This window comes from uncultured Selenomonas sp., from assembly GCF_963528755.1.
GTDB lineage: Bacteria > Bacillota > Negativicutes > Selenomonadales > Selenomonadaceae > Selenomonas.
On record NZ_CAURXA010000007.1, the window covers coordinates 62,124 to 82,552 of the forward strand.

The window sequence follows — 20,429 nt, forward strand, 5'->3', positions numbered from 1 at the left end:
CTGGCAGGGAGTTCTGTATACCGACGCTTTTGCAAAAAGGGAGGGATTTGATGATCACCGACGGACTTTCCTATGTCTCCGTCCTTGTGTTCTTCGCGTCCGTGATTCTTGCTGCCGAAAGGGTGACGGGGTGGGCGGTCTTTCGCTTCGTCCCCGGCGTCGTCTTCATCTACATCGGTTCGATGCTGCTCGCTACGCTCGGCATCTGGAACATGACGGCGACGAAGCCCGTCTATCGCGAGCTTTCGGCGATCCTGACCTATGCGATGATCTTCACGATGCTCCTGCGCTCGGACGTCCGCAAGATCTTTCGCATCGGGCCGCGCATGCTCCTTGGCTTCTTCTCTGCGACCGTCACGATAGCCGCCGGGTTCGTTGTCGCCTTCCTCATCATGGGGGAGAAGCTCGGCGTCAACGCGTGGATGACGCTCGGTGCACTCTCCGGCTCATGGATCGGCGGCTACGACAACATCATGGAGATCCAGACTGCATTGCACATTCCAACGATCGACATGGAGGGTGCGTTCATTGTCGACTCTATCGACTATACGATCTGGGTCATGTTCCTCTTATGGCTCGTCACGCTTGCCCCGCGCTTCAATCGCTGGATAGGCGCGGATACGGCGAAGCTGGACGCCGTATCGCAGGCGATCGAGGACGATGATGCGAGGCGGACGGGAGATATTTCTTTTCAAGGAATCTTTTTGATCATTGGCACGTCATTCTTCGTCGCCTCTGTCGGCGCAGATCTCGGCCCCCTGCTTTACGTTGCCATGCCCTTTTTCACGCAATCCATCTGGACGATTCTCTTCATCGCGGCCTCCGGACTCATCGCCGCCTTTTCTCCGCTTGGGCGCATTGCCGCCTCCATGGAGGTCGCAAACGTGATGCTCTACTCGCTCATCGCGCTCATCGCCTCGCGCACATCCCTGCTGCAGTTCGGCGATGCGCCCGCCTGGGTGCTCGCAGGTTTCATCATCCTCGGCGTGCACTTTCTTCTCATGGCATTGATCGCACGCATCTTCCGGCTCGACATGTTCACGCTGTGCATATCCTCGATGGCGAACATCGGGGGCGCAGCGTCAGCGCCGATCCTCGCGAGCCTGTATTCCGGCGCTTTGATCCCCGTCGGCATATTCCTGGCGATCATCGGACACATCATCGGCACACCGCTCGGACTATGGATTGCGCGTTTGCTGGAAATGCTCGTTTGAAGGGGTGTATGTTATGGAAAAGAAGAGAACTTGCCGCTGGGCGACGATCGGTTGCGGCACGATCGCGCATGAAATGGCGCAGGCGCTGCAGCGGCTCGGATGCGGCTTCTGCGCTGCAGCGGGGCGCACGCCGCAGAAGGTGAGGAACTTCGCGGCAGAGTTCGGCATAGAAAAAGAGTACGATACGCCGGCGGCTCTCCTCACCGACCCGGACATTGACATCGTCTATATCTCGACGCCGCACAATACGCATGCGCCCTACATCATACAGGCGCTCGCCGCGGGCAAGCATGTGCTCGCGGAAAAGGCCATCACGCTCAACGTGCACGAGCTTGCGGCGGCGTCCTCCCTCGCTGAGGAGAAGGGACTCGTCCTTGCCGAGGCGATGACGATCTACCACATGCCGCTCTATCGTGCGCTTGCCTCGCGCATCGAGGCGGGCGAGTTCGGCGCGCTTCGTCTCGCGCAGCTGAGCTTCGGCAGTTATAAGCCCTACGATATGGAAAACCGCTTCTTCAATCTCCGTCTCGCGGGCGGCGCACTCCTTGACATCGGTGTCTACGCTTTGTCCTGCGCACGTTTTTTCCTCGCGGAAAACCCTGAGGAAATCGTCTCTGTGGCGCGTCTTGCACCGAGCGGCGTCGACGAGCAGGCGGTCATTGTGCTTAAGAATAGCGTCGAGGAAATGGCCGCCATCACGCTGTCCCTTCATGCCAAGCAGCCCAAGCGAGCTGTGTTCTCCTTCGACGACGCATATATCGAGATCTGCGACTATCCGCGTGCCGATCGCGCTTCTATCATCTGGGCGGCGGATGGACGCCGAGAAGATGTTGCGGCGGGCGAGACAGAAAAAGCATTGGATTACGAGGTTCTCGCGATGGAGCGCGCCGTCCGCGGGGAAGGAAACGAGATGCGCCTCGACTATACGCGGGGCGTCATGGAGGTCATGACGAAGCTGCGGGAGGCCTGGGGCGTCAAGTACCCCGAGGAAGAGGCGGCTGCAGAAAGAGCTTGAGGTGAATGAATGAAATACCACTATTATCTGTTTGATTTTGACTATACGCTTGCAAATTCGGAAAAGGGCATCACAGGCTGCTTTCATACGACACTCAAGCGGCTCGGCTATGACGACGTGCCCGACGAGGCGATCCGCCGCACGATCGGGCTGCCGATGGACGAAGCGATCCGTCGCATCGCGGGCATCGAGGAGGCGGCGGAATGCGAGCGTTTCCTCGTCAGCTACCGCAAAGAGGCCGACAAGGAGATGACGCCGAATACGCATTTCTATCCCGAGACGCTGCCGCTCCTCGAAAAATTGCGTGCGGCAGGCGCGAAGACCGCCATCATCTCGACGAAGACGCGCCATCGCATCATGGAGAAGTTCATCGCTGAAAATGTCACGCATCTTCTCGACTTCGTCATCGGCTGCGAGGACGTCGAGACGTTCAAGCCCTCGCCCGAAGGCATTCTCGCCGCTTGCCGCCGCTTCGGCGCGGCAAAGTCCGAGGTCATCTACACGGGGGATAACTTGGTTGATGCCGAAGCGGCGCAGGCTGCTGGCGTCGACTTCGCCGCCGTGCTCACGGGTACGACGGAAAGAGCTGCCTTCGAGGCGCTGCCGCATGTGAAGATCATGAAAAATCTTGGCGAACTGCTGGAATAGCGAAGCGGGATTGAACCTCCTTGGACGCATGGCCGACATGTGAAAAGATGGCGGTCATCGCGCTGTGCCTGCCTGGATTGTTGCGATTTATTGATGCAAATGCAAAGAACGAATAACCGCCGCGCTTTCGCGCGGCGGTTATTCGTTCAGGCACGATTCTTTCATCATTCAGTTCTCATCCGACTTTTTTCGAGACTCACCGTCCCATCGGATTCTCCTCCTTTCCAAGTCCGCGGAGGCTTTCTTTGACCGCCCCCATCAAGCGCAGGTACCGGTCACTTCATCCGCCGGCTTCCTTTTCCCCCTTTGCTTGCCTTCATTATACAGCAAATGGTTTGACTTGTCAAGATTTTCTGATGATTTGCCGTGAAAATCAAAGAGATCGTGCCCAGGGAGGCAGATCGATGGACTTTTCATGTAAGAGCAGCGCACGATCCCTGCAAAGTGGGCATCTGCGCGTGTAGTTGGTTGAAGAAGAGTCCAAGCGCTCTGTTTGCAAAGGCTGCTTTTCGATCATCGGTTTCGCTTTGCCGCCAACTGCTGCTGTTGTTTCGCCAGATCGAGGAGCGCCGCCTGACGCTCGCGCCGCTCGCGCTCGATGCGCGAAGCGACGTCTTCCGCCTGAGGCTCTTCTTCGACCGTATGCTTGGCGATGTCCAGGATGTCTTCCTGCGCCTGCGTCCTGTCTCCCGCGATGCGTGCGGCGATGTCTTCAGGCGATTCCTCAGCAGATGCAGATTCCCCTGCTGCCGCCCTGGCTGCCGCTTCTTCCTCGCGCTTTCGCTCTTCCTCCTCCGCTCGACGCGCTGCCTCTTCCGCTTCAGCTTTCTTGCGCGCCTTCGCCTCGGCCTTCTTCAAGCGCCGCTTCGCTTGCTCCGACATATATTTCTGCCACTCCATCGGATCGACCTCGATCAGACGTGGCTCGGCGATGAACGCTTCATATTCAATGGAATGATTGCCCAGGTAGACCTTCCTGCCTGTTGTCACATGCTCCTTTTCCATGGCATAATCTCTCCCGTTCCCTGGAATCGCTGTATCGTGTGCGGGGCGAATCCACGACCGCCCGCTCTCTGCCGTACGCTCTGCAGAGAAAACCCTTTTATTATAATTCCCCGTCGATGATTGGAAATCCTTCTTTTTTCTATAGGCGATGCTAAGATTTTCTGATAGAATGATGATGGACGATAAAGGGGGAGGCCAGAGGGATTCGGGTCGTTCTCCGAAAGGCGGTGCAATATGACCACGATCGACAAGGCGGCGCTTCATATCCTCGACGCGGCGGGCTCTTCGCTTCTTTCGGCGGCGCAGCTGCCGCTTACGGGCGAGACGAGCGAATACCTTCTCGCGCACATCGAGAAGAGCTGCAAGAGTCCTGATAAGAAGGCGGGGACATTTTACGAGAACAGCGAATGCAGGAAGGAGATCGTCGCTTACCTTGCAGGCGAGAAGGATTTCCTCGCCTTTTCGCGCACGCTGGCGGAATCCTTTCTGCGTGCGTTTTCCCATGCGGCGGAGGCGGCGAGCATGCTGCTCTTCGTGCTTGAGGTGCACGAAGATGAGCGGCGCGAGCTTGTGATTTTCCTCTGCCGCAGCCATGCAGGCTTTTCGCCTGCCGTCGTCGATACGGAGAGCGGGCTTTCGGCAGAGCTTTCGGCATGCGGCTCCCTTTTGCCGAGCGCTTCGGCGACGATGGATGAGTTCGCCTTCATCGATCTTTCGACATTTGCCACCCATGTGCGCGCTAAGCGCTACAGCGTCGACGGCAATGCCATCTTCGTTCTGCCCGAGCTTGTCTTGGAATGCGGACAGGCGCCTTCGGCGCGCGAGGCTTTGAAGAAGGCGAGCGATACGGCGAAGAAGGTTGCCGAAGCCTACGGCGGCGATGCCGTGGAGACAGCGGCTGCCGTCAAATCCTTCGTCGCGGGAGAGCTTGCCGAAAAAGATGCAGTGAATCCCTTCGAGGTCGGCCGTGAGGTATTCAAGGGCAATCCCGCCATGCAGGCGGACTACGAGCGGGCGATCGAGGAAGCGGGATTCGCTGCGCCCGTGGAGATGGACAAGGAATCCATCCTCAAGAAGATGAAGAATCACAAGCTCAAGACGGACACGGGCATCGAGCTTGTGATCCCGACGGACTACTTCGACAACACGGAATTCGTCGAGTTCCGCCGCGGTGAGGACGGCACGATCTCCATTACACTCAAGCAGATCCAGAATATCGTCAATCGAGGGTGAGGCGTCATGAAGGACAAAAGAATCCAGGGCGAGATTCAGAATCTCAAGCCGCATATCATGCGAGAACTGCAGAGCCTCTACGATCTAAGCGTGCCGGTCGGGCAGCTCTCGACGAAGGAGCTGAACGAGAGGCTCATCGCCGTTACGGAGGAGATCGGGCGTGAGGTCGCCGTCTACGTCGACCGCAAGGGGCGCATCATCGAAATTTCTGTCGGCAACACATGGACGGTCGATTTGCCCGCCGTCGATGCCCGCTCGGAGGTGCGTCTTTCGGGCGTGCGCTGCATCCATACGCACCCGAGCGGCGATACGGAGCTCAGCGATCCCGACATCTCGTCGCTTCGCCGCCTGCGCTTCGATGCGATGGCGGCCATCGGGCGGCTCTCGGGCGAGAGCGTCGGCTGCCTCGGCTTCTTCACGGGTGAGAAGGAAGAGGACGGCACGCTCGAAGTGCAGCTTTTCGGCCCTATGCGCGCCGATCATCTGAATCGCATCCGGCTGACGCCGCTCATCCAGAGCATCAACAAGCGTCTCTCAAGGGAGCGTACGCAGGCGACGGACGATGAGGAGGAACGCGCCGTGCTCGCTGGGATCGCGGCGCCCATGACCGGCGCTCTGTGGACGACGGAGGATTCGCTCGCCGAGCTGGCGGAGCTTGCATGCACGGCGGGAGCGACCGTCGTCGGCACGTTCATCCAGAAGAAGGCGAAGCCCGACACGGCGCTCTTTTTGGGGCGCGGTAAGGTCGAGGAGATGGCGATGTTCATCCAGAACGAGCGTGCGACGCTCGTCATTTTTGACGATGAGCTTACGCCGTCGCAGCAGAGAAATCTCGAAATGGCGCTCGGCGTGAAGATTCTCGACCGCACGGCGCTGATCCTCGACATCTTCGCGCAAAGAGCGCGCACGGCGGCGGGCAAACTGCAGGTCGAGCTGGCGCAGATGAAGTACAGTTTGCCGCGCATCTTGGGGCAGGGACTCGTGCTCTCAAGGCTTGGCGGCGGCATCGGCACGCGCGGCCCCGGCGAGACGAAGCTCGAAGTCGACCGTCGCCGCATCCGTCGTCGCATCCACGACATCGAGGGCGAGATCGAGCGGCTCAAGAAGGAGCGCTTGCTGCATCGCGAGCGCCGCCGCGCCGCACGCATCCCCGTCGCCGCCCTCGTCGGCTATACGAACGCTGGTAAGTCGACGCTCTTGAACGCCTTGACGGGCGCAGATGTCTTCTCTGAGGACAAGCTCTTTGCGACGCTCGACCCGACGACGCGCTCTCTTCGGCTTGCGGACGGCCGCGAAATCCTCGTGACCGACACCGTGGGATTCATTCAGAAGCTGCCGCATACGCTCGTACAGGCCTTTCACGCAACGCTCGAAGAGGTCGTCGAAGCCGACCTTCTGCTGCATGTCGTCGATGTGTCGAACGAGGCTGCAGAGTTCCAGATCGAGGCTGTCACTGAAGTCCTCAAGGAGCTTGGCGTCGCCGAAAAGCCCATGCTCTATGTGCTGAACAAGCTCGATCGCTTGACGAACGGCGCGGGTGACACGAGTAGCGAGACGGCGCATGTCGATACGATGAGCGATGCGAGGCACGAGGTTGCGGGAGGCGACGCGACGAGAGGTTTTTCTGGAGGCGAGACGCCATGCTTGAAAGAAGCGCCTCTGCCGCCCGCCGTCCCGCGCCTCCTGCGCGGTCGCGAGGGCTGCGCCATCTCTGCGAGGACGGGCGCGGGGCTTGCCGACCTGCAGGAAAAGATCGCCTCATTCTTCCGCACGGGCGAGGTTGAGCTTACGCTTCATATCCCATTTACGGAGAACGCAGCCGTCACGCGCCTGCACGAGGCGGGGCGGGTCCTTCAGACGGATTACGATGAGCGCGGCACGCGCGTCGTCGTCCGTCTGAGCAAAGAAGAAGCCGCACACTTTCGCCGCTATGAAAGGTGAGCGGTGAAAGTGCGCGGCGGTGTTGGCGAAGGGGGTCGAATCTACAGCGGAGGAAGACGTTGGTCTATGCGGCGCAAATAACCGTGCGTAGGCGGTCGCCAATTTTCATTAACTTGGGTGACTTCGCTGGGCTGACTGGCTCGACCGTCTGGATTCAACCTTGTGACATACCCAACCTCTACAGGATTTCCATAGTTGATGGAAACATAGTATTCGGTCGGGCTGATTCTCCGGTCAACTTGGATGTCCCAACGCTCGCCGATACTTACTCCGAAATGGAAGCCCTCCTCGTTGATGCGGCGCTCTTTCTCCGCTGCGAGAGACTCCCAAGTAAACGAATCCGTGTTCATATTGTTGAGGAAACGCCCCTTGCCTATGCTGTAGCGATACTGCAAGCGTGTATTCGCATGCAGCGTATCGATCGTCTGGCTGCTTCCTGCGCCCGTTACCTCCGTCACGAAGACGTCATCCTTGCGCATCTCTTGATCCGCTGTGCTATATACACTATGGCGAGGAATGAACGCCACGACCATGTCGGGATATGTATTTTTTTCAAAGGTGAGGATCCACAGGTACTGTGTGAAGCTGTGCAGGAATTCGTCTGAACTTACATCGTCCGGGCGCATCATCGTCGTCTCGAAGAGCTCGCGCGATGCGTCGTCGCGCCACCAGCCTATTTCGCCGCGCGTCGCATCGTAGGCGCGCAGGCTGCCGTTCGACAGTTCGGTCTGTACTTTCGCGGCAAAGGCGGCGGAAGAGGTGCGGAACTTTTCTAGCATGGCGGCTTCTCTCGCTGCCTCCGCCTTTTCTCGGCAGTCTGCATAGGCCGTCGTAACCTCATCGCTCGCGTAGCGTGTGCCGAGCACCGCTTTGAGGTCGTGCTCGGCTTCCTCGTAGTGCCCCTTTTTATAGAGACACATGCCGTGCACATACTCGGCGAGACCGCTGATGCCTGCTTTCATGAGATCGTCCGCGCTCCGATTGTAGAGCGCCGTCAAGGCGTCGCGCTCGGCGGCATCGTAATCGCCGAGCAGAAAACGGCAATAGGCGCGTCCGTCATAGCCGCCGAGCCGCTCGTTGATATGGATCGCCTTCGTATAGAGGTCAATGGCTCTCGCATAGTCGCCGGCGAGACGCGCCTCATCAGCTTGACTTTGTAAGGCTTGTGCACGCGCATTGTCCTCGGGCGTCACGGTGCGGAAGACCTTCTGGTTTGCCTCGACAGATGCAGGTGCGGACGTACCGCCGAGGAGAAGGGTGCAGAATGCCGCGGTCAGTCCCAAGCCGCAAAGTTTCTTTTTTCGCATAAGGATTCCTCTTATTTCAGTCGCGCCATATACTCGGCAGGAATATCCATCGCCTTGGATACGGCCTCATGATAGGCTTTATATTCGATCAATGCGCTCTCCGTTGCTCCCTGCGCACTGAAGATATCGCCCGCTACCTTATAGGCGTAGGAGTCTTTCTGGCCGGCTTTCAATGCTTGGTTGCAGTCACTGAGGGCACTGTCCATGTCGCCTTGATCCTTATAGACCAAAGCGCGTGATACATAGCTCGAACCGAGATTTGGATTCATCGCGATCGCCTCGTTTGCTAAGCGCAAGGCACCGTCGAAGTCGCCACGCTTGCTCAGGACGGTCGCCATGCCGCTTTTGGCGGCGGGATTCTGCGCATCGAGCTTTCCTGACCGCAAGAACTCTTTTTCCGCCAGATCCGTGAGCCCGAGCTTCATATATGTTGTGCCGTTGAGCGCCTTGTCTGGGGAATCTTGCTTTTGGGCAGCCAGTTTCTGACGGAATTCTTCATTTTTGCGTTTGCGATCCATCTCCTCCTTGAGAAATTTCTCGCGCGCGCCGTTTTTGCTGTCGTTATTGTAAGCGCGTTCTACTAGGCTCCGAAAATGCTCGCCAAGTCCTAGTTCGTTATTCAGGGCGTCCTTCAGCGGCTTGTATACGGGATTATCATCGAGGAAATCGACTTTGCCGTCCGTTGTTGTGCGGAAATTCCAATCGGCGAAGAGACGATGATCGTGGAAGCCTTTGGCTATGCCACCAGAGATCAGATAGGCCATTTCCTCAGCGTCCTGTGCGCCGCTTGGTTCGGCGATCAGTAAGAGATGGTTGTCAAAATAGACGTCATTGACATTTTTGACTTCCGTGTGACCAAGACCGTACGTCGTGAGCAGGGCCGCCATGTCTTTGAGGCGGTTGCGCGTATCGGGATGTTCGTCAGGACGGAAGAAGTCTTCGAACTGACTCCTGTGCTCCGTGTAGTATGACATGCGTGCCATCAGAGCTGCCGCACCGCCAGGATTGAAGCCGGCACTCGCCATGACATAGAAACCATTTCGGTCGGCAGCCTTCTCGTTCGGCAGATCGATATTTTTGACGGCGAGGAAGTTCAGCCAATCGTCAGAAAGCACCGCACCGACACCGAGATTGCTGTTTGCGAGAGCCTGTCCTGCCATGTCGTTGATGAAGCCGGAGAGGATATGCTTGGCCTGCGAATTGGCGATGTGCTGGTCGTATCCGTGTGTCATCTCGTGACCGAGCAGCGCGGCGACCTCGTCGCGGCTGTAGCCGCAGGCCTTCACAGCGCCGTCGAAAACGCAGATGAAATTGCTGAAGTCGCAGTTGGCGTTGAATGCCTCGTTTGCTGTCACCTTGGCGCGGAAGGGCAGGGAGTTGTTGCGTAGGACGTAGTCGCCCTTTTCGATCAAAGACGTGAGTACATCGTTGACCAACTCGACCGCACGCTCATCTACAGGGCGGTCAGCCGTGTCGTTCTGCCTGCCGTACATGGCATTCTGCACGACGGGATTGTCTCCGGCTGTCAAGAACATATCGCGCACGACTGTGTAGCCAGAAGCCGCATTGAGTCCTCCCACGACGACATCAAGCCAGCCGAAATAACATCTTTGACTGGGAGTGTCAAATTGCAATCTTTTCCAGATAGAAAGAAGCAATAATGAAGAAAATACTGCTTCGTGGATATTGTGCGCTGCTTTTAATGAAAGTTTGCCCTTCGGCTTGACTTCTTGGACTTTCATAGTACACTAAAGAAGATGCCGTGTTTTCCGAATCGTGCGGCGACTTTTGCAAGCTGCACGGTCTTGCCTTCGGCTTGACCGCTTGGTTTTCTCAGTTAAAGGAGATGTTTTTCCATCATGAAAAGCGAATATTTGCGAGGAATCGCCTACGCTCTGCTCTTCGCCGTTCCCGCCTATGTCCTCGGGAAGTTCTTCCCCATCATCGGTGGCCCTGTCTTCGGTATTCTTCTCGGTATGTGCTTCGCGCGCCTTGCGCGCCCGAAGAACTTCGAGGCGGGCATCAGTTTCACGGGAAAGAAGATCCTGCAGTACGCCATCATCCTCTTGGGCTTCGAGATGAACCTTTACCATGTTCTGTCGGTCGGTTCGCAGTCGCTCGCCGTCATGGCATCGACGCTCGCGACGGCATTTCTCGTCGCTTGGGGCGCGGGCAGGCTCTTGGGTGTCGAGGGTGATGCGCGGACGCTCATCGGCGCGGGCACGGCGATCTGCGGCGGCTCGGCCATCGCGGCGGTCGCGCCCGTCATCGGCGCGAAGGACAAAGATATTGTCTTTTCCATCTCGACGATTTTTCTCTTCAACGTGATCGCCGTATTCATCTTCCCTTTCCTCGGGCACTTCATGGGCATGAGTGACCTCGGCTTCGGCATGTGGGCGGGCACGGCGATCAACGATACATCGTCCGTCGTTGCGGCTGGCTACTCCTACAGCCACGAGGCAGGCAGCTATGCGACGATCGTCAAACTCACGCGTGCGCTGTGCATCGTACCCGTGTGCCTCGCCTTCGCGCTCTTAGCGGCACGCGATTCCAAGTCGGAGGGCAAGGGATTCAGCCTCAAGCGCATCTTCCCCATGTTCATCCTGTGGTTCGTCGTCGCTTCCATCGTCAATACGACGGGCGTCCTGCCCGAAGCGCTCTCGCACTTCCTCGGGGAAGCGGGCAAGTTCGCCATCGTGCTCGCCATGAGCGCCATCGGTCTCAATACGGATTTCGCCGCTCTCTTAAAGAACGGCGTGCGCCCCATCACGCTCGGGCTTTTCTGCTGGATCGCCGTCGCCGTCGTCTCGCTCATCGTGCAGCATTTCATCGGCATCATCTGATACACGTTTGCAGAAAAAGATGGCTGGAATGTATACGGGAAAGCGGCGTTTTTTCAAACGGCATGGACATATCTTGTGCCTACTTCGTTATCCACACTGTCCACAATCTTGTGGATAAGTTTTGCACAGAGCGATTGATTGTTGATTTTCTTGAGAAATCGGCGAATTTTCCACAGGGTTTATGCACAAAGTGGACAAAACTGGGGATAAGTCGGGGAAACATCCATCTTGGAAGGAGGGCCTATGGTATCCGAATGGGAAATACTCTTGCGGCTGACGCTCTCGTGTGTCCTCGGCGGTGTCATTGGCTACGAGAGGCAGTCGCGCCGCAAGTCGGCGGGGCTTCGTACGAATATGCTCGTGTGCCTCGGCTCGTGCCTCGTCATGCTCATCTCGACGGCGATCTATCAGGGCGTCGAGGGCAGGACGAATGCCGATCCTGCACGCCTTGCGGCGCAGGTCGTCTCTGGCATCGGTTTCTTAGGTGCGGGCGCGATCATGAAGGAGGGGCTGACGGTCACGGGACTGACGACGGCCGCCTGCCTCTGGGTCGTCGCGGGCGTCGGCCTCGCCGTTGGCGGCGGCTACTACACGGCGGCTCTTCTGGCGACGGGGCTCGTCTTCGTGACGCTCGGCGCGCTTTCGCGCATCGACGAGTGGGTGCTGCACGATAACCACATCCTCTTGACGGTCTTCACACGCGACCTGCCCGGCCAGATCGTGCACATCAACGAGTGCCTGGAGGATATGAGCCTCACCGTGCATACGGTCAAAACGATGCGCTCGCATGACAGCGATCATGCTCTCGTGCTGGAATTCGAGCTTTTCAACCACGCGAAGGTCAAGGGTGTCGCGCTCGTTGAAGCCGTGAGCCGCATCGAGGGCGTCACGGGCGTCAATATCGCCTAAGCGGGAGAGACGCCGTCCTGCAGCTGGCTCCAGGCTAGGTGATTCGCCCTGCAAGACGCGGTACGATGGTATTCCCGGTCGATTAGACGCAGGCGACAGAATTTGTTATAATGAAGTGGCACGAAGACAGTTCCGCGCTTTTCCACGAGGAAACCCTCTTGGAGGAATTGCTCTTGAATATCTATATTTTATGAAAGGGTGTGGAAACCTTGAATCTTTCTGTACGTATTTTCATCGCACTCATCCTCGCGGTCGTCGTCGGACTTGCCGTGGGCGAAGAGTACATCGGCTTCATCAACTGGTGGATTGCGCCGATTGGTACGATCTTCATCAACCTCATCAAGATGATGATCGTGCCCGTCGTATTCTCGTCGCTGATCGTCGGCGTCACGAGCCTCGGCGACACGAAGACGCTCGGGCGCATCAGCGCCAAGACTGTCGGCATTTACCTCTTTACGACGGCGGTTGCCATCGTCATCGGCTTCGCCGTGGCGGGCGTCATTCATCCGGGCGTAGGGCTTGAGATGAGCGGCACGGCACCCGAGGTGAAGGAAGCGCCGTCCATCATGCAGGTCTTCGTCAACATGATCCCGACGAATCCTGTCGCGTCGATGGCGAAGGGCGACATCCTGCCCGTCATCATCTTTGCGCTCTTCGTCGGCGTCTCTATCACGCAGGTCGGCGGCGAACGCGGCGAGAAGCTCATCCACTTCTTTGACGCCTGCGCCGAGGTTTGCTACAAGGCGATCGGCATGATCATGTCGTTTGCGCCGTACGGCGTCTTCGCGCTCCTCCTGCCCGTTGTCGCAAAGAACGGGCCGAAGGTGCTGCTGCCCCTCCTTTCCGTCATCGTCTGCTCCTTCATCGGCAGCGTCATCCACGCGGTTCTCGTCTACTCAACGATGGCTTCCGTCTTCGGCAAGATGAGCCCCGTGAAGTTCTTCCGCGGCATGTCGGAAGCGATGATGCTCGCCTTCACGACGTGTTCCAGTTCGGGCACGCTGCCGGTCAACATGAAGAACTGCGAGGAGAAGCTCGGCGTCTCGCGCAAGATCTCGTCCTTTGTCCTGCCTCTGGGCGCGACGATCAACATGGACGGCACGGCGCTCTACATGGGCGTGTGCTCGCTCTTCATCGCGAACGTCTTCGGCATCGATCTCACGTTCCAGCAGATGGCGATGATCGTCCTCACGGGTACGCTCGCCTCCATCGGTACAGCAGGCGTGCCGGGCGCGGGTCTCATCATGCTCGCGATGGTTTTGCAGGCGGCACAGCTGCCGTTTGAAGGCCTTGCTCTCGTCGCCGGCATAGACCGCATCCTCGACATGATCCGCACATGCCTCAACGTCACGGGCGATGGCGCTGTCGCTGTCGTCGTCGCGGCGTCCGAAGGCGAGCATTCCTCATCGAGGGACTGAGGAGAATGCCATGCGGCACGGTCTTGCAAGGATTCTGACGCGCGTTCTTCTTTTCGTCCTTCTCACGGCGCTTCTTCCTTTGCCTGCAAATGCGGCAGAGAGTGCGGCGGCTTCTGCCGTCAAGGTCGCAGCCAGCGAGAATGCGGCTGCCAAAGCTGTGGCCGCCGAAAAGGGGTCTGACGCAAAATCTCCGACAGAAAGCGCGGCCGCCCCAAAGGCGGCGTCCGGGAAAGAGATGCTTCCCGCGCCGGTCGGCCAGCGTCATATCGTGCTGCTGCGTCCTGTCGTGCCGCGCTCGATGCCGCCCGAGGTCATCGAGGAGATGAAGTCACGTTTTGTGCGCGACTTTCATGTGCCACTCAATGAGACTTTGCACGCCGTGGTCTATGCAGACGACGCCGGCGTGCAGCAGGCGATGAAGATCATCTACGACGGCAAGGGAAAGCTTGAGGAGTGTGTGCGCGAGGCTGCGAAGGCGACGGACGCCGACTACATCGCGGGTTTCGTCGTCACAAATTACGGGGAGTCCTCCTACCGCAACTGGAAGGGTGACCTCATCCTGCACAGCTACGTCAGTCTGCAGCTCATCGGCTACGACCGCGAGCGCGATCTCGTCATCGATCTGCCTGCTTCGCGCGGCTACAACGGTGAGTATACGAGGAGCGGCACAGCGCGCATCCTCGCGCTCTTTGAACTTGACCGTTTGATGGACGAGGCGAACTTTTCCTCGACGCTCTTTCCCGTCAAGGACTGGATCGACAAGCCGCGTGAAAAGAGTACGGATGCAAAATGATATAGGAAAAGGGGATGTGAAATAACACGTCTCTAAATAACAAAGGCGATCCGCCGACTCTTTCGAGTCGACGGATCGCCTTTTACGCTAAACCTTCAGGACGCACGTTCGGACATCAACCGAAGCAGATCCTTGCGTCAGTGGATCTCAATCTGCTTGCGCTGAGGCTCGCCCGCCGCTTTCGGCAGCTTCACCTGCAGCACGCCGTCCTTGAACTCCGCGTGGATGTTCGCTTCGTCGATGCCGTCGATGTAGAACGAGCGGCTGACTTCGCCCGTGTGGCGCTCGCGGCGGATGTAATTGCCCGCCTCATCCTTCTCGTCCTTCGATTCGTCGTGCGAGGCGGCGACGGTCAGATAGCCGTTCTCATAGTGCAGAGCGACGTCCTCCTTCTTCATGCCTGGCAGATCGGCGGTCAGTTCGTAGTGATCGTCCATCTCCTTGACGTCCACTTTGAAAGCGGCAGCGCCCCAGTTCGCGGCGGGGAAGCCGTCGCGGAAGAAAGAATCGCGCATCGCGTCGAAGAGTGCGAACGGATTCGCGCTGCTGCGCTCTGCGAGATCATGACGTCCGGCAAAAGGTACCAGTCCAAACATAACAATCAACTCCTTGAAATTCATGCGGCGGCACGGTTCTCTGTGCCGTCGTTTATTGTTTTCATTACCGAAGGTGTTCTTTGCTCACCTTCTGATTCTTATTATACACATAAAAGTCAAAAAGTCAATAGGTCAAAAAGAAAAAGTTTTATTTTTTGCCGCTCATCCCTGCGGATATACACTGATCTCCACGAGATTACCGTCGGGATCGCGCAGATAGATGCTGTCGATGCGCCCTTTTGCGCCTGTGCGCTCGACGATGCCGAGTTCGATGGGTGCGCCCTTCGCCTCAAGCTCGCGCCAGATGTCGTCAATCGGGCCGTCGGCGATCAGACAGAGGTCAAGACTGCCGCAGGTCGGATGCTTTGCGGCAGGCTGAAACTCGCCCTTTTGCACATGGATGTTGAACTTCGCATTGCCGAAATGCAGCGCATGGCGGCCGTTCCTTTCGCGATGCTCCATGCCGAGCACGCCTTCGTAGAAGGCAAGGCATTGCGCGAGATCCTGCGTCGTGATGACGATGTGGTCGATGTACTTGATGTTCATTCGAGACGCTCCCTTCGAGCGAATGGATTATTCATATTTATTCTACCATAGGTTTCTGCTAAATGGAATATCTATCATCCTGCATTTGTCATAATGATTCGGTCTTGGAAAATCCAGTATTCTCCTGTGTTCCCGAGAATCTCGTGAAGCTCTTTTGTATTCAGAGACATAAGCATAATTTATGCAACTGTGTATAAAATGTATTTGCGCGAAAATTCCCGTTATAGTATGATTAGAACATGGAATGTAACACTGATGTGTGGCTGCCGCAGGAAAGCCGGCAGCGCAGACGGGAGGTTTTCCAATGACCAAGGCAGAGTGGCAGGGATTCAACGGCGGACTTTGGCAGGAGGAGATCAATGTTCGCGACTTCGTGCAGAGGAACTACACGCCCTATGACGGCGCGGAAGATTTCCTCGCTGCGCCGACGGAGGCGACAAACCGCCTCTGGCAGAAGCTGCAGGAGCTGCAGCGTGCCGAGCGCCGGAAGGGCGGCGTGCTCGACATGGACACGGACATCGTTTCGGGACTGACCTCGCACGGCGCGGGATATATCGACGAGTCACTCAAAGATCTGGAACGAATCGTCGGTCTGCAGACGGACAAGCCCTTGAAGCGTGCCTTCATGCCCTACGGCGGCATCAAGATGGCGGAGGAGTCGTGCAGGAACTACGGCTACGAGCCGAGCGAGCGCCTGCACGAAATCTTCACGAAGTACCACAAGACGCACAACCAGGCGGTCTTCGACGCCTACACGCCGGAGATTCGCCGCGCACGCCACAGCCACATCATCACGGGACTGCCCGACACCTATGGCCGCGGGCGCATCGTCGGCGACTACCGCCGCGTCGCGCTCTACGGCATCGATCACCTCATCGAGGCGAAAAAGGCCGACCATGCAGAAATCGGTGCGGACGGCGTCATGTCCGACGACGTCATCCGCCTGCGCGAGGAAGTGGCCGAGCAGATCCGTGCGCTTGGCGGCATGAAGGAGATGGCGGCGATCTACGGCTTCGACATCTCGCGTCCTGCCCAGACGGCGCAGGAGGCCGTGCAGTGGCTCTACTTCGGCTATCTCGCAGCCATCAAGACGCAAAACGGCGCGGCGATGAGCGTCGGGCGCATCTCGACCTTTCTCGACATCTACATCGAGCGCGACATGAAGGAAGGCAAGCTCACGGAAGCTGAAGCGCAGGAGCTGATCGACCACCTCGTCATGAAGTTCCGCATGGTGAAGTTCGCGCGCATCACGAGCTACAACGAGCTGTTCTCGGGCGATCCCGTCTGGGCGACGCTCGAAGTCGCAGGCATCGGCATGGACGGGCGCTCCATGGTCACGAAGAACGATTTCCGCTTCCTGCACACGCTCGAGAACATGGGTCCTGCGCCCGAGCCGAACCTCACGGTGCTCTACTCCGAGGCTCTGCCTGAATCGTTCAAGCGCTATGCGGCGAAGATCTCCATCGACACGAGTTCCATCCAGTACGAGAACGACGACGTGATGAAGCCCGCGTGGGGTGACGACTATTCGATCTGCTGCTGTGTCTCCGCCACGCAGACGGGCAAGGAAATGCAGTTCTTCGGCGCGCGCGCCAACCTTGCAAAGTGCCTGCTCTACGCCATCAACGGCGGCATCGACGAGAAGACGGGCGAGCAGATCGCGCCGGCTTTCGCGCCCGTGCGTGCGGACGTGCTTGACTACGACGATGTGCTGGCGAAGTTCAGCCGCATGATGGAATGGCTCGCCTCCGTCTATGTGAACGCGCTGAACCTCATCCAGTACATGCACGATAAATATTATTACGAAGCGGCGGAAATGGCGCTCATCGACACCGACGTGCGCCGCACCTTCGCGACGGGCATCGCGGGCTTCTCGCATGTCGTCGACTCGCTCTCCGCCATCAAGTATGCGCGCGTGCGTCCCGTCTACAGCGAGCGCGGCTACGTCGTCGACTACGAGGTCGAGGGCGACTTCCCGCGCTACGGCAACGACGACGACCGAGCCGACGACATCGCGCGCTGGCTTTTGAAGACCTTCATCGAGAAGGTTCGCGCCCGCCACACCTACCGCAACTCCGAGCCGACGACCTCGATCCTCACGATCACCTCGAACGTCGTTTACGGCAAGTACACGGGCGCCATGCCCGACGGCAGGAAGGCATGGACGCCGCTCGCGCCTGGCGCGAATCCGAGCTACGGTGCGGAAAAGTCGGGGCTGCTCGCCTCCTTGAACTCCGTCACGAAGCTGCCCTACGAATGGGCGCTCGACGGCATCTCCAACACGCAGAGCATGACGCCCGAATCGCTCGGCCACACGGAAGAGGAGCGCATCGATCAGCTCGTGCGCGTGCTCGACGGCTACTTCACGCAGGGAGCGCACCACCTCAATGTCAACGTATTCGACCGCGCGAAATTGCTCGACGCCGTCGACCATCCTGAGAAGGAAGAATATCAGAACTTCACGATCCGCGTCTCGGGCTACGCCGTAAAGTTCATCAGCCTCACGCATGAGCAGCAGATGGACGTCATCGCACGTACCTTCCATGAGGCTATGTGACGGCGTGCCGCTCGGCCGCATCTGCTCCGTCGAAAGCTTCGGTTCGGTCGACGGCCCCGGCCTTCGTTACATCGTCTTTCTCGCGGGCTGCCGCCTGCGCTGCCTCTACTGCCACAACCCCGAGACATGGGGCGCTGCGGGGGCGGAGGAGAAGAGCGCCGAAGCCGTGCTCGCCGCTGCGCTGCGATTTCGCCCCTATTGGAAGGGCGGCGGCGGCATCACCGTCTCGGGCGGCGAGCCGCTCGTGCAGGCGGACTTCGTCGCGGGGCTTTTCCGCCTCGCAAAAGAGGCGGGCGTCTCCACCTGCCTTGACACGGCGGGCGAACCGTTCTCGCGCACGGACGACGCCGTCCTTCGCGCCGTGGCCGCAAGCGACCTCGTGCTGCTCGACATCAAGCACATCGATCCCGAGAAGCACGAAGCGCTCACGGGCAGACGCAACGAGAACATCCTCGACTTCGCACGCTATCTGGCCGAAGAAAAAAAGCTCGTATGGCTGCGCCACGTCCTCGTGCCCGGCCTTACGGACGATGCGCTTTCACTCAACCGCCTCGCACGCTTCGTCCGAAGCCTCGGAAACGTCGAGCGCTTCGAGGTTCTGCCCTATCATGCCATGGCGCGAGCGAAGTATGAAAAACTCCATATTCCCTACCCGCTGCCCGAGACGCGCGAGCCGCGTACCGATGACATCCGACGCGCCGAAGAGATCCTCGGTGTCGCCGACTATCAGGGCTGGCGAAGGAAATAGGCGCTCCCTGCCGCCGCAGCAAAAAGTTGCTGCGGCGGCAGGGAGTTTTGCTTGCAGCGAATCTCCCCTTTTGACATTTTATAGTCATGGATAATATTTCTGACTATATCTTATCGAACTGTCATTTGCAGCAGATTGCACGAAAGGATTTTATGCTATCCTTATAGAAAAATATAAAAAGACCAGGATTCGTCAAGATTCAACAGAGAAAGGGGAAGAACAACATGAAAATCAGAGCAGTCTTTTTCACGCTTCTCCTCGCACTGCTCCTTCTTCCCGCCGTAGGCGATGCAGCCAGGCTCTCGGACGAGGAGATGGAGCTCGGCGGCATCCGCCTCGGCGATACGATGGAGGATGTCGAGGCCGTCTACGGCGAAGGCGATCACATCGCGGACGGCGTGAAGAAGTGGGGCGGCACGACCGTCCACATCTTCGCTTGTGACTACGGCGATTCCCTCGTCGTGCAGTACCGCGATGAAGGCGATGCCTGCCGCGTCATCAGCGTGCATCTCGGCGTGAACAACGTGAACAAGTACAGCCAAAGGCCATCCAATGAGGCGCAGATGATCGAGACGCCGAGCGGCATCCATCTCGACAGCACGCTTAAGGACTTGGAAGCCGTCTACGGCTATATCCCGAAGCCCGAATGCGGGCACAATGCGCCGCCCGTCTGCGGCTATTTCTACAATAGCGCAGACGCCGTGCTCGCCTTCTACATCTGCCAGGAGCACAGCCCCGGCATCCGCTCGATCTGGCTGCATGAGAAGTGGACATTGTGCGCCGCCCTTACAGAAGCCTAACCGATCAGCCTGCGCCTTCGGCTTGACTTCTCGGGGCTTCATGGTAAGCTACACGCACAAACGTCCACTTTGTGGACATTGTGCGCCGCCCTTACAGAAGCCTAGCCGATCAGCCTGCGCCTTCGGCTTGACTTCTCGGGGCTTCATGGTACACTCTGAATATGGGAGATTTTGTATAGGGAGGCAAGATTATGGGATTGGCAAAGTATATTGACCATACACTGCTTAAGACGGATGCGCAGAGAGCGGATGTGGCGAAGCTCATCGAGGAGGCGAAGGCGTACCATTTCGCTTCGGTCTGCGTGAGTCCGATCTGGGTATCGTATGTGTCTGAGGCGCTTCGGGATACCGGGATCAAGACGTGCACGGTCATCGGTTTTCCGCAGGGGGCGACACTGTCTGCAGTCAAGGCGTTCGAGACGAAGCAGGCGGTCGCGGACGGCGCGGACGAGGTGGACATGGTCATCGCGGTCGGCAGGCTTAAGGATAGCGATGACGCCTATGTGAAAGCGGACATCGAAGCCGTCGTCCAGGCGGCGGGAGGGAAGGCGCTGACGAAGGTCATCATCGAGACGTGCCTCTTGACCGACGAGGAGAAGCGCCGTGCGTGCCTTCTCGCGAAGGAGGCGGGCGCGGACTTCGTCAAGACGTCGACGGGTTTTTCCACGGGCGGAGCGACGGCGGCCGATGTGCGTCTCATGCGCGAGAGCGTGGGCGAGACGATGGGCGTCAAGGCGGCGGGCGGCATCCGAAGCCGTGCGGATGCTGAGGCGATGCTCGCCGCTGGAGCGACGCGCCTCGGCACATCGAGCGGCGTGAAGATCGTCGAAGCGTAGGAGAAAGGGTGTCGTAGGAA

Annotated in this window: 18 protein-coding genes; 13 read left to right on the forward strand and 5 right to left on the reverse strand. The window is 58.4% G+C overall.

The features are described 5' to 3' along the window. Nucleotides 1-50 precede the first annotated feature (50 nt). From RWS31_RS09375 to RWS31_RS09385, 3 genes are read left to right on the forward strand one after another with little or no spacing between them, the layout of a single operon-like run. Complete coding sequence (locus RWS31_RS09375) at nt 51-1,214, forward strand: DUF819 family protein (protein ID WP_314597797.1); 1,164 nt, start codon at nt 51-53, stop codon at nt 1,212-1,214. A 13-nt stretch (nt 1,215-1,227) separates the two neighbouring features. Beyond that, on the forward strand, nt 1,228-2,229 hold the full coding sequence (locus RWS31_RS09380) for a Gfo/Idh/MocA family oxidoreductase (protein WP_314597799.1): 1,002 nt from the start codon (nt 1,228-1,230) through the stop codon (nt 2,227-2,229). A 9-nt stretch (nt 2,230-2,238) separates the two neighbouring features. Next, on the forward strand, nt 2,239-2,877 hold the full coding sequence (locus tag RWS31_RS09385) for an HAD-IA family hydrolase (RefSeq protein ID WP_314597801.1): 639 nt from the start codon (nt 2,239-2,241) through the stop codon (nt 2,875-2,877). A 513-nt stretch (nt 2,878-3,390) separates the two neighbouring features. Here RWS31_RS09385 and RWS31_RS09390 read toward each other — a convergent pair. Next, nucleotides 3,391-3,882: a hypothetical protein gene (locus RWS31_RS09390; protein WP_314597803.1), complete on the reverse strand. Its 492-nt coding sequence runs from the start codon at nt 3,880-3,882 to the stop codon at nt 3,391-3,393. Nucleotides 3,883-4,116: 234 nt separating this feature from the next. Here RWS31_RS09390 and RWS31_RS09395 point away from each other — a divergent pair, with 234 nt between their 5' ends. Then, nucleotides 4,117-5,115, forward strand: coding sequence for a nucleoid-associated protein (locus tag RWS31_RS09395; RefSeq protein WP_314597804.1), 999 nt, complete (start codon nt 4,117-4,119; stop codon nt 5,113-5,115). A gap of 6 nt (nt 5,116-5,121) precedes the next feature. Beyond that, nucleotides 5,122-7,056 (forward strand): GTPase HflX, encoded by a 1,935-nt coding sequence (gene hflX, locus RWS31_RS09400; protein ID WP_314597805.1) that lies wholly within the window; start codon nt 5,122-5,124, stop codon nt 7,054-7,056. Nucleotides 7,057-7,097: 41 nt separating this feature from the next. Here the strand turns inward: hflX and RWS31_RS09405 are convergent, their stop codons facing one another. Next, on the reverse strand, nt 7,098-8,363 hold the full coding sequence (locus tag RWS31_RS09405; RefSeq protein ID WP_314597807.1) for a tetratricopeptide repeat protein: 1,266 nt from the start codon (nt 8,361-8,363) through the stop codon (nt 7,098-7,100). An 11-nt stretch (nt 8,364-8,374) separates the two neighbouring features. After that, nucleotides 8,375-9,943, reverse strand: a complete 1,569-nt coding sequence (locus RWS31_RS09410) for a M48 family metalloprotease (RefSeq protein WP_314597810.1) — start codon at nt 9,941-9,943, stop codon at nt 8,375-8,377. A 279-nt stretch (nt 9,944-10,222) separates the two neighbouring features. Here RWS31_RS09410 and RWS31_RS09415 point away from each other — a divergent pair, with 279 nt between their 5' ends. The 4 genes from RWS31_RS09415 to RWS31_RS09430 all read left to right on the forward strand — a co-directional run bounded on the left by RWS31_RS09415 (nt 10,223) and on the right by RWS31_RS09430 (nt 14,326). Continuing rightward, nucleotides 10,223-11,206: a YeiH family protein gene (locus RWS31_RS09415; protein WP_314597812.1), complete on the forward strand. Its 984-nt coding sequence runs from the start codon at nt 10,223-10,225 to the stop codon at nt 11,204-11,206. Nucleotides 11,207-11,449: 243 nt separating this feature from the next. Next, nucleotides 11,450-12,115: an MgtC/SapB family protein gene (locus tag RWS31_RS09420; RefSeq protein WP_313972855.1), complete on the forward strand. Its 666-nt coding sequence runs from the start codon at nt 11,450-11,452 to the stop codon at nt 12,113-12,115. Between the two features lie 200 nt (nt 12,116-12,315). After that, on the forward strand, nt 12,316-13,533 hold the full coding sequence (locus RWS31_RS09425; protein WP_314597814.1) for a dicarboxylate/amino acid:cation symporter: 1,218 nt from the start codon (nt 12,316-12,318) through the stop codon (nt 13,531-13,533). Nucleotides 13,534-13,543: 10 nt separating this feature from the next. Continuing rightward, nucleotides 13,544-14,326 (forward strand): hypothetical protein, encoded by a 783-nt coding sequence (locus RWS31_RS09430; protein ID WP_314597815.1) that lies wholly within the window; start codon nt 13,544-13,546, stop codon nt 14,324-14,326. Between the two features lie 137 nt (nt 14,327-14,463). Here the strand turns inward: RWS31_RS09430 and RWS31_RS09435 are convergent, their stop codons facing one another. Further along, the gene (locus tag RWS31_RS09435; protein ID WP_314597817.1) at nt 14,464-14,922 is read right to left on the reverse strand and encodes an Hsp20/alpha crystallin family protein; all 459 of its coding nucleotides are present in this window, start codon (nt 14,920-14,922) and stop codon (nt 14,464-14,466) included. Nucleotides 14,923-15,084: 162 nt separating this feature from the next. After that, entirely contained in the window at nt 15,085-15,468 is a 384-nt protein-coding gene (locus RWS31_RS09440) for a VOC family protein (RefSeq protein WP_314597818.1), read from the reverse strand. 304 nt (nt 15,469-15,772) lie between these two features. Between RWS31_RS09440 and pflB the strand changes: the two genes are divergently transcribed. The 4 genes from pflB (at nt 15,773) to deoC (ending at nt 20,409) form a co-directional block, all read left to right on the forward strand. Then, the gene (gene pflB, locus RWS31_RS09445; RefSeq protein WP_314597820.1) at nt 15,773-18,025 is read left to right on the forward strand and encodes a formate C-acetyltransferase; all 2,253 of its coding nucleotides are present in this window, start codon (nt 15,773-15,775) and stop codon (nt 18,023-18,025) included. Then, nucleotides 18,012-18,773: a pyruvate formate-lyase-activating protein gene (pflA, locus tag RWS31_RS09450; protein ID WP_314597822.1), complete on the forward strand. Its 762-nt coding sequence runs from the start codon at nt 18,012-18,014 to the stop codon at nt 18,771-18,773. Before pflB ends, pflA begins: the two co-directional genes overlap by 14 nt. Before the next feature lie 224 nt (nt 18,774-18,997). Further along, entirely contained in the window at nt 18,998-19,573 is a 576-nt protein-coding gene (locus tag RWS31_RS09455) for a hypothetical protein (protein WP_314597824.1), read from the forward strand. A 191-nt stretch (nt 19,574-19,764) separates the two neighbouring features. Then, on the forward strand, nt 19,765-20,409 hold the full coding sequence (gene deoC, locus RWS31_RS09460) for a deoxyribose-phosphate aldolase (protein ID WP_314597826.1): 645 nt from the start codon (nt 19,765-19,767) through the stop codon (nt 20,407-20,409). Nucleotides 20,410-20,429 lie beyond the last annotated feature (20 nt).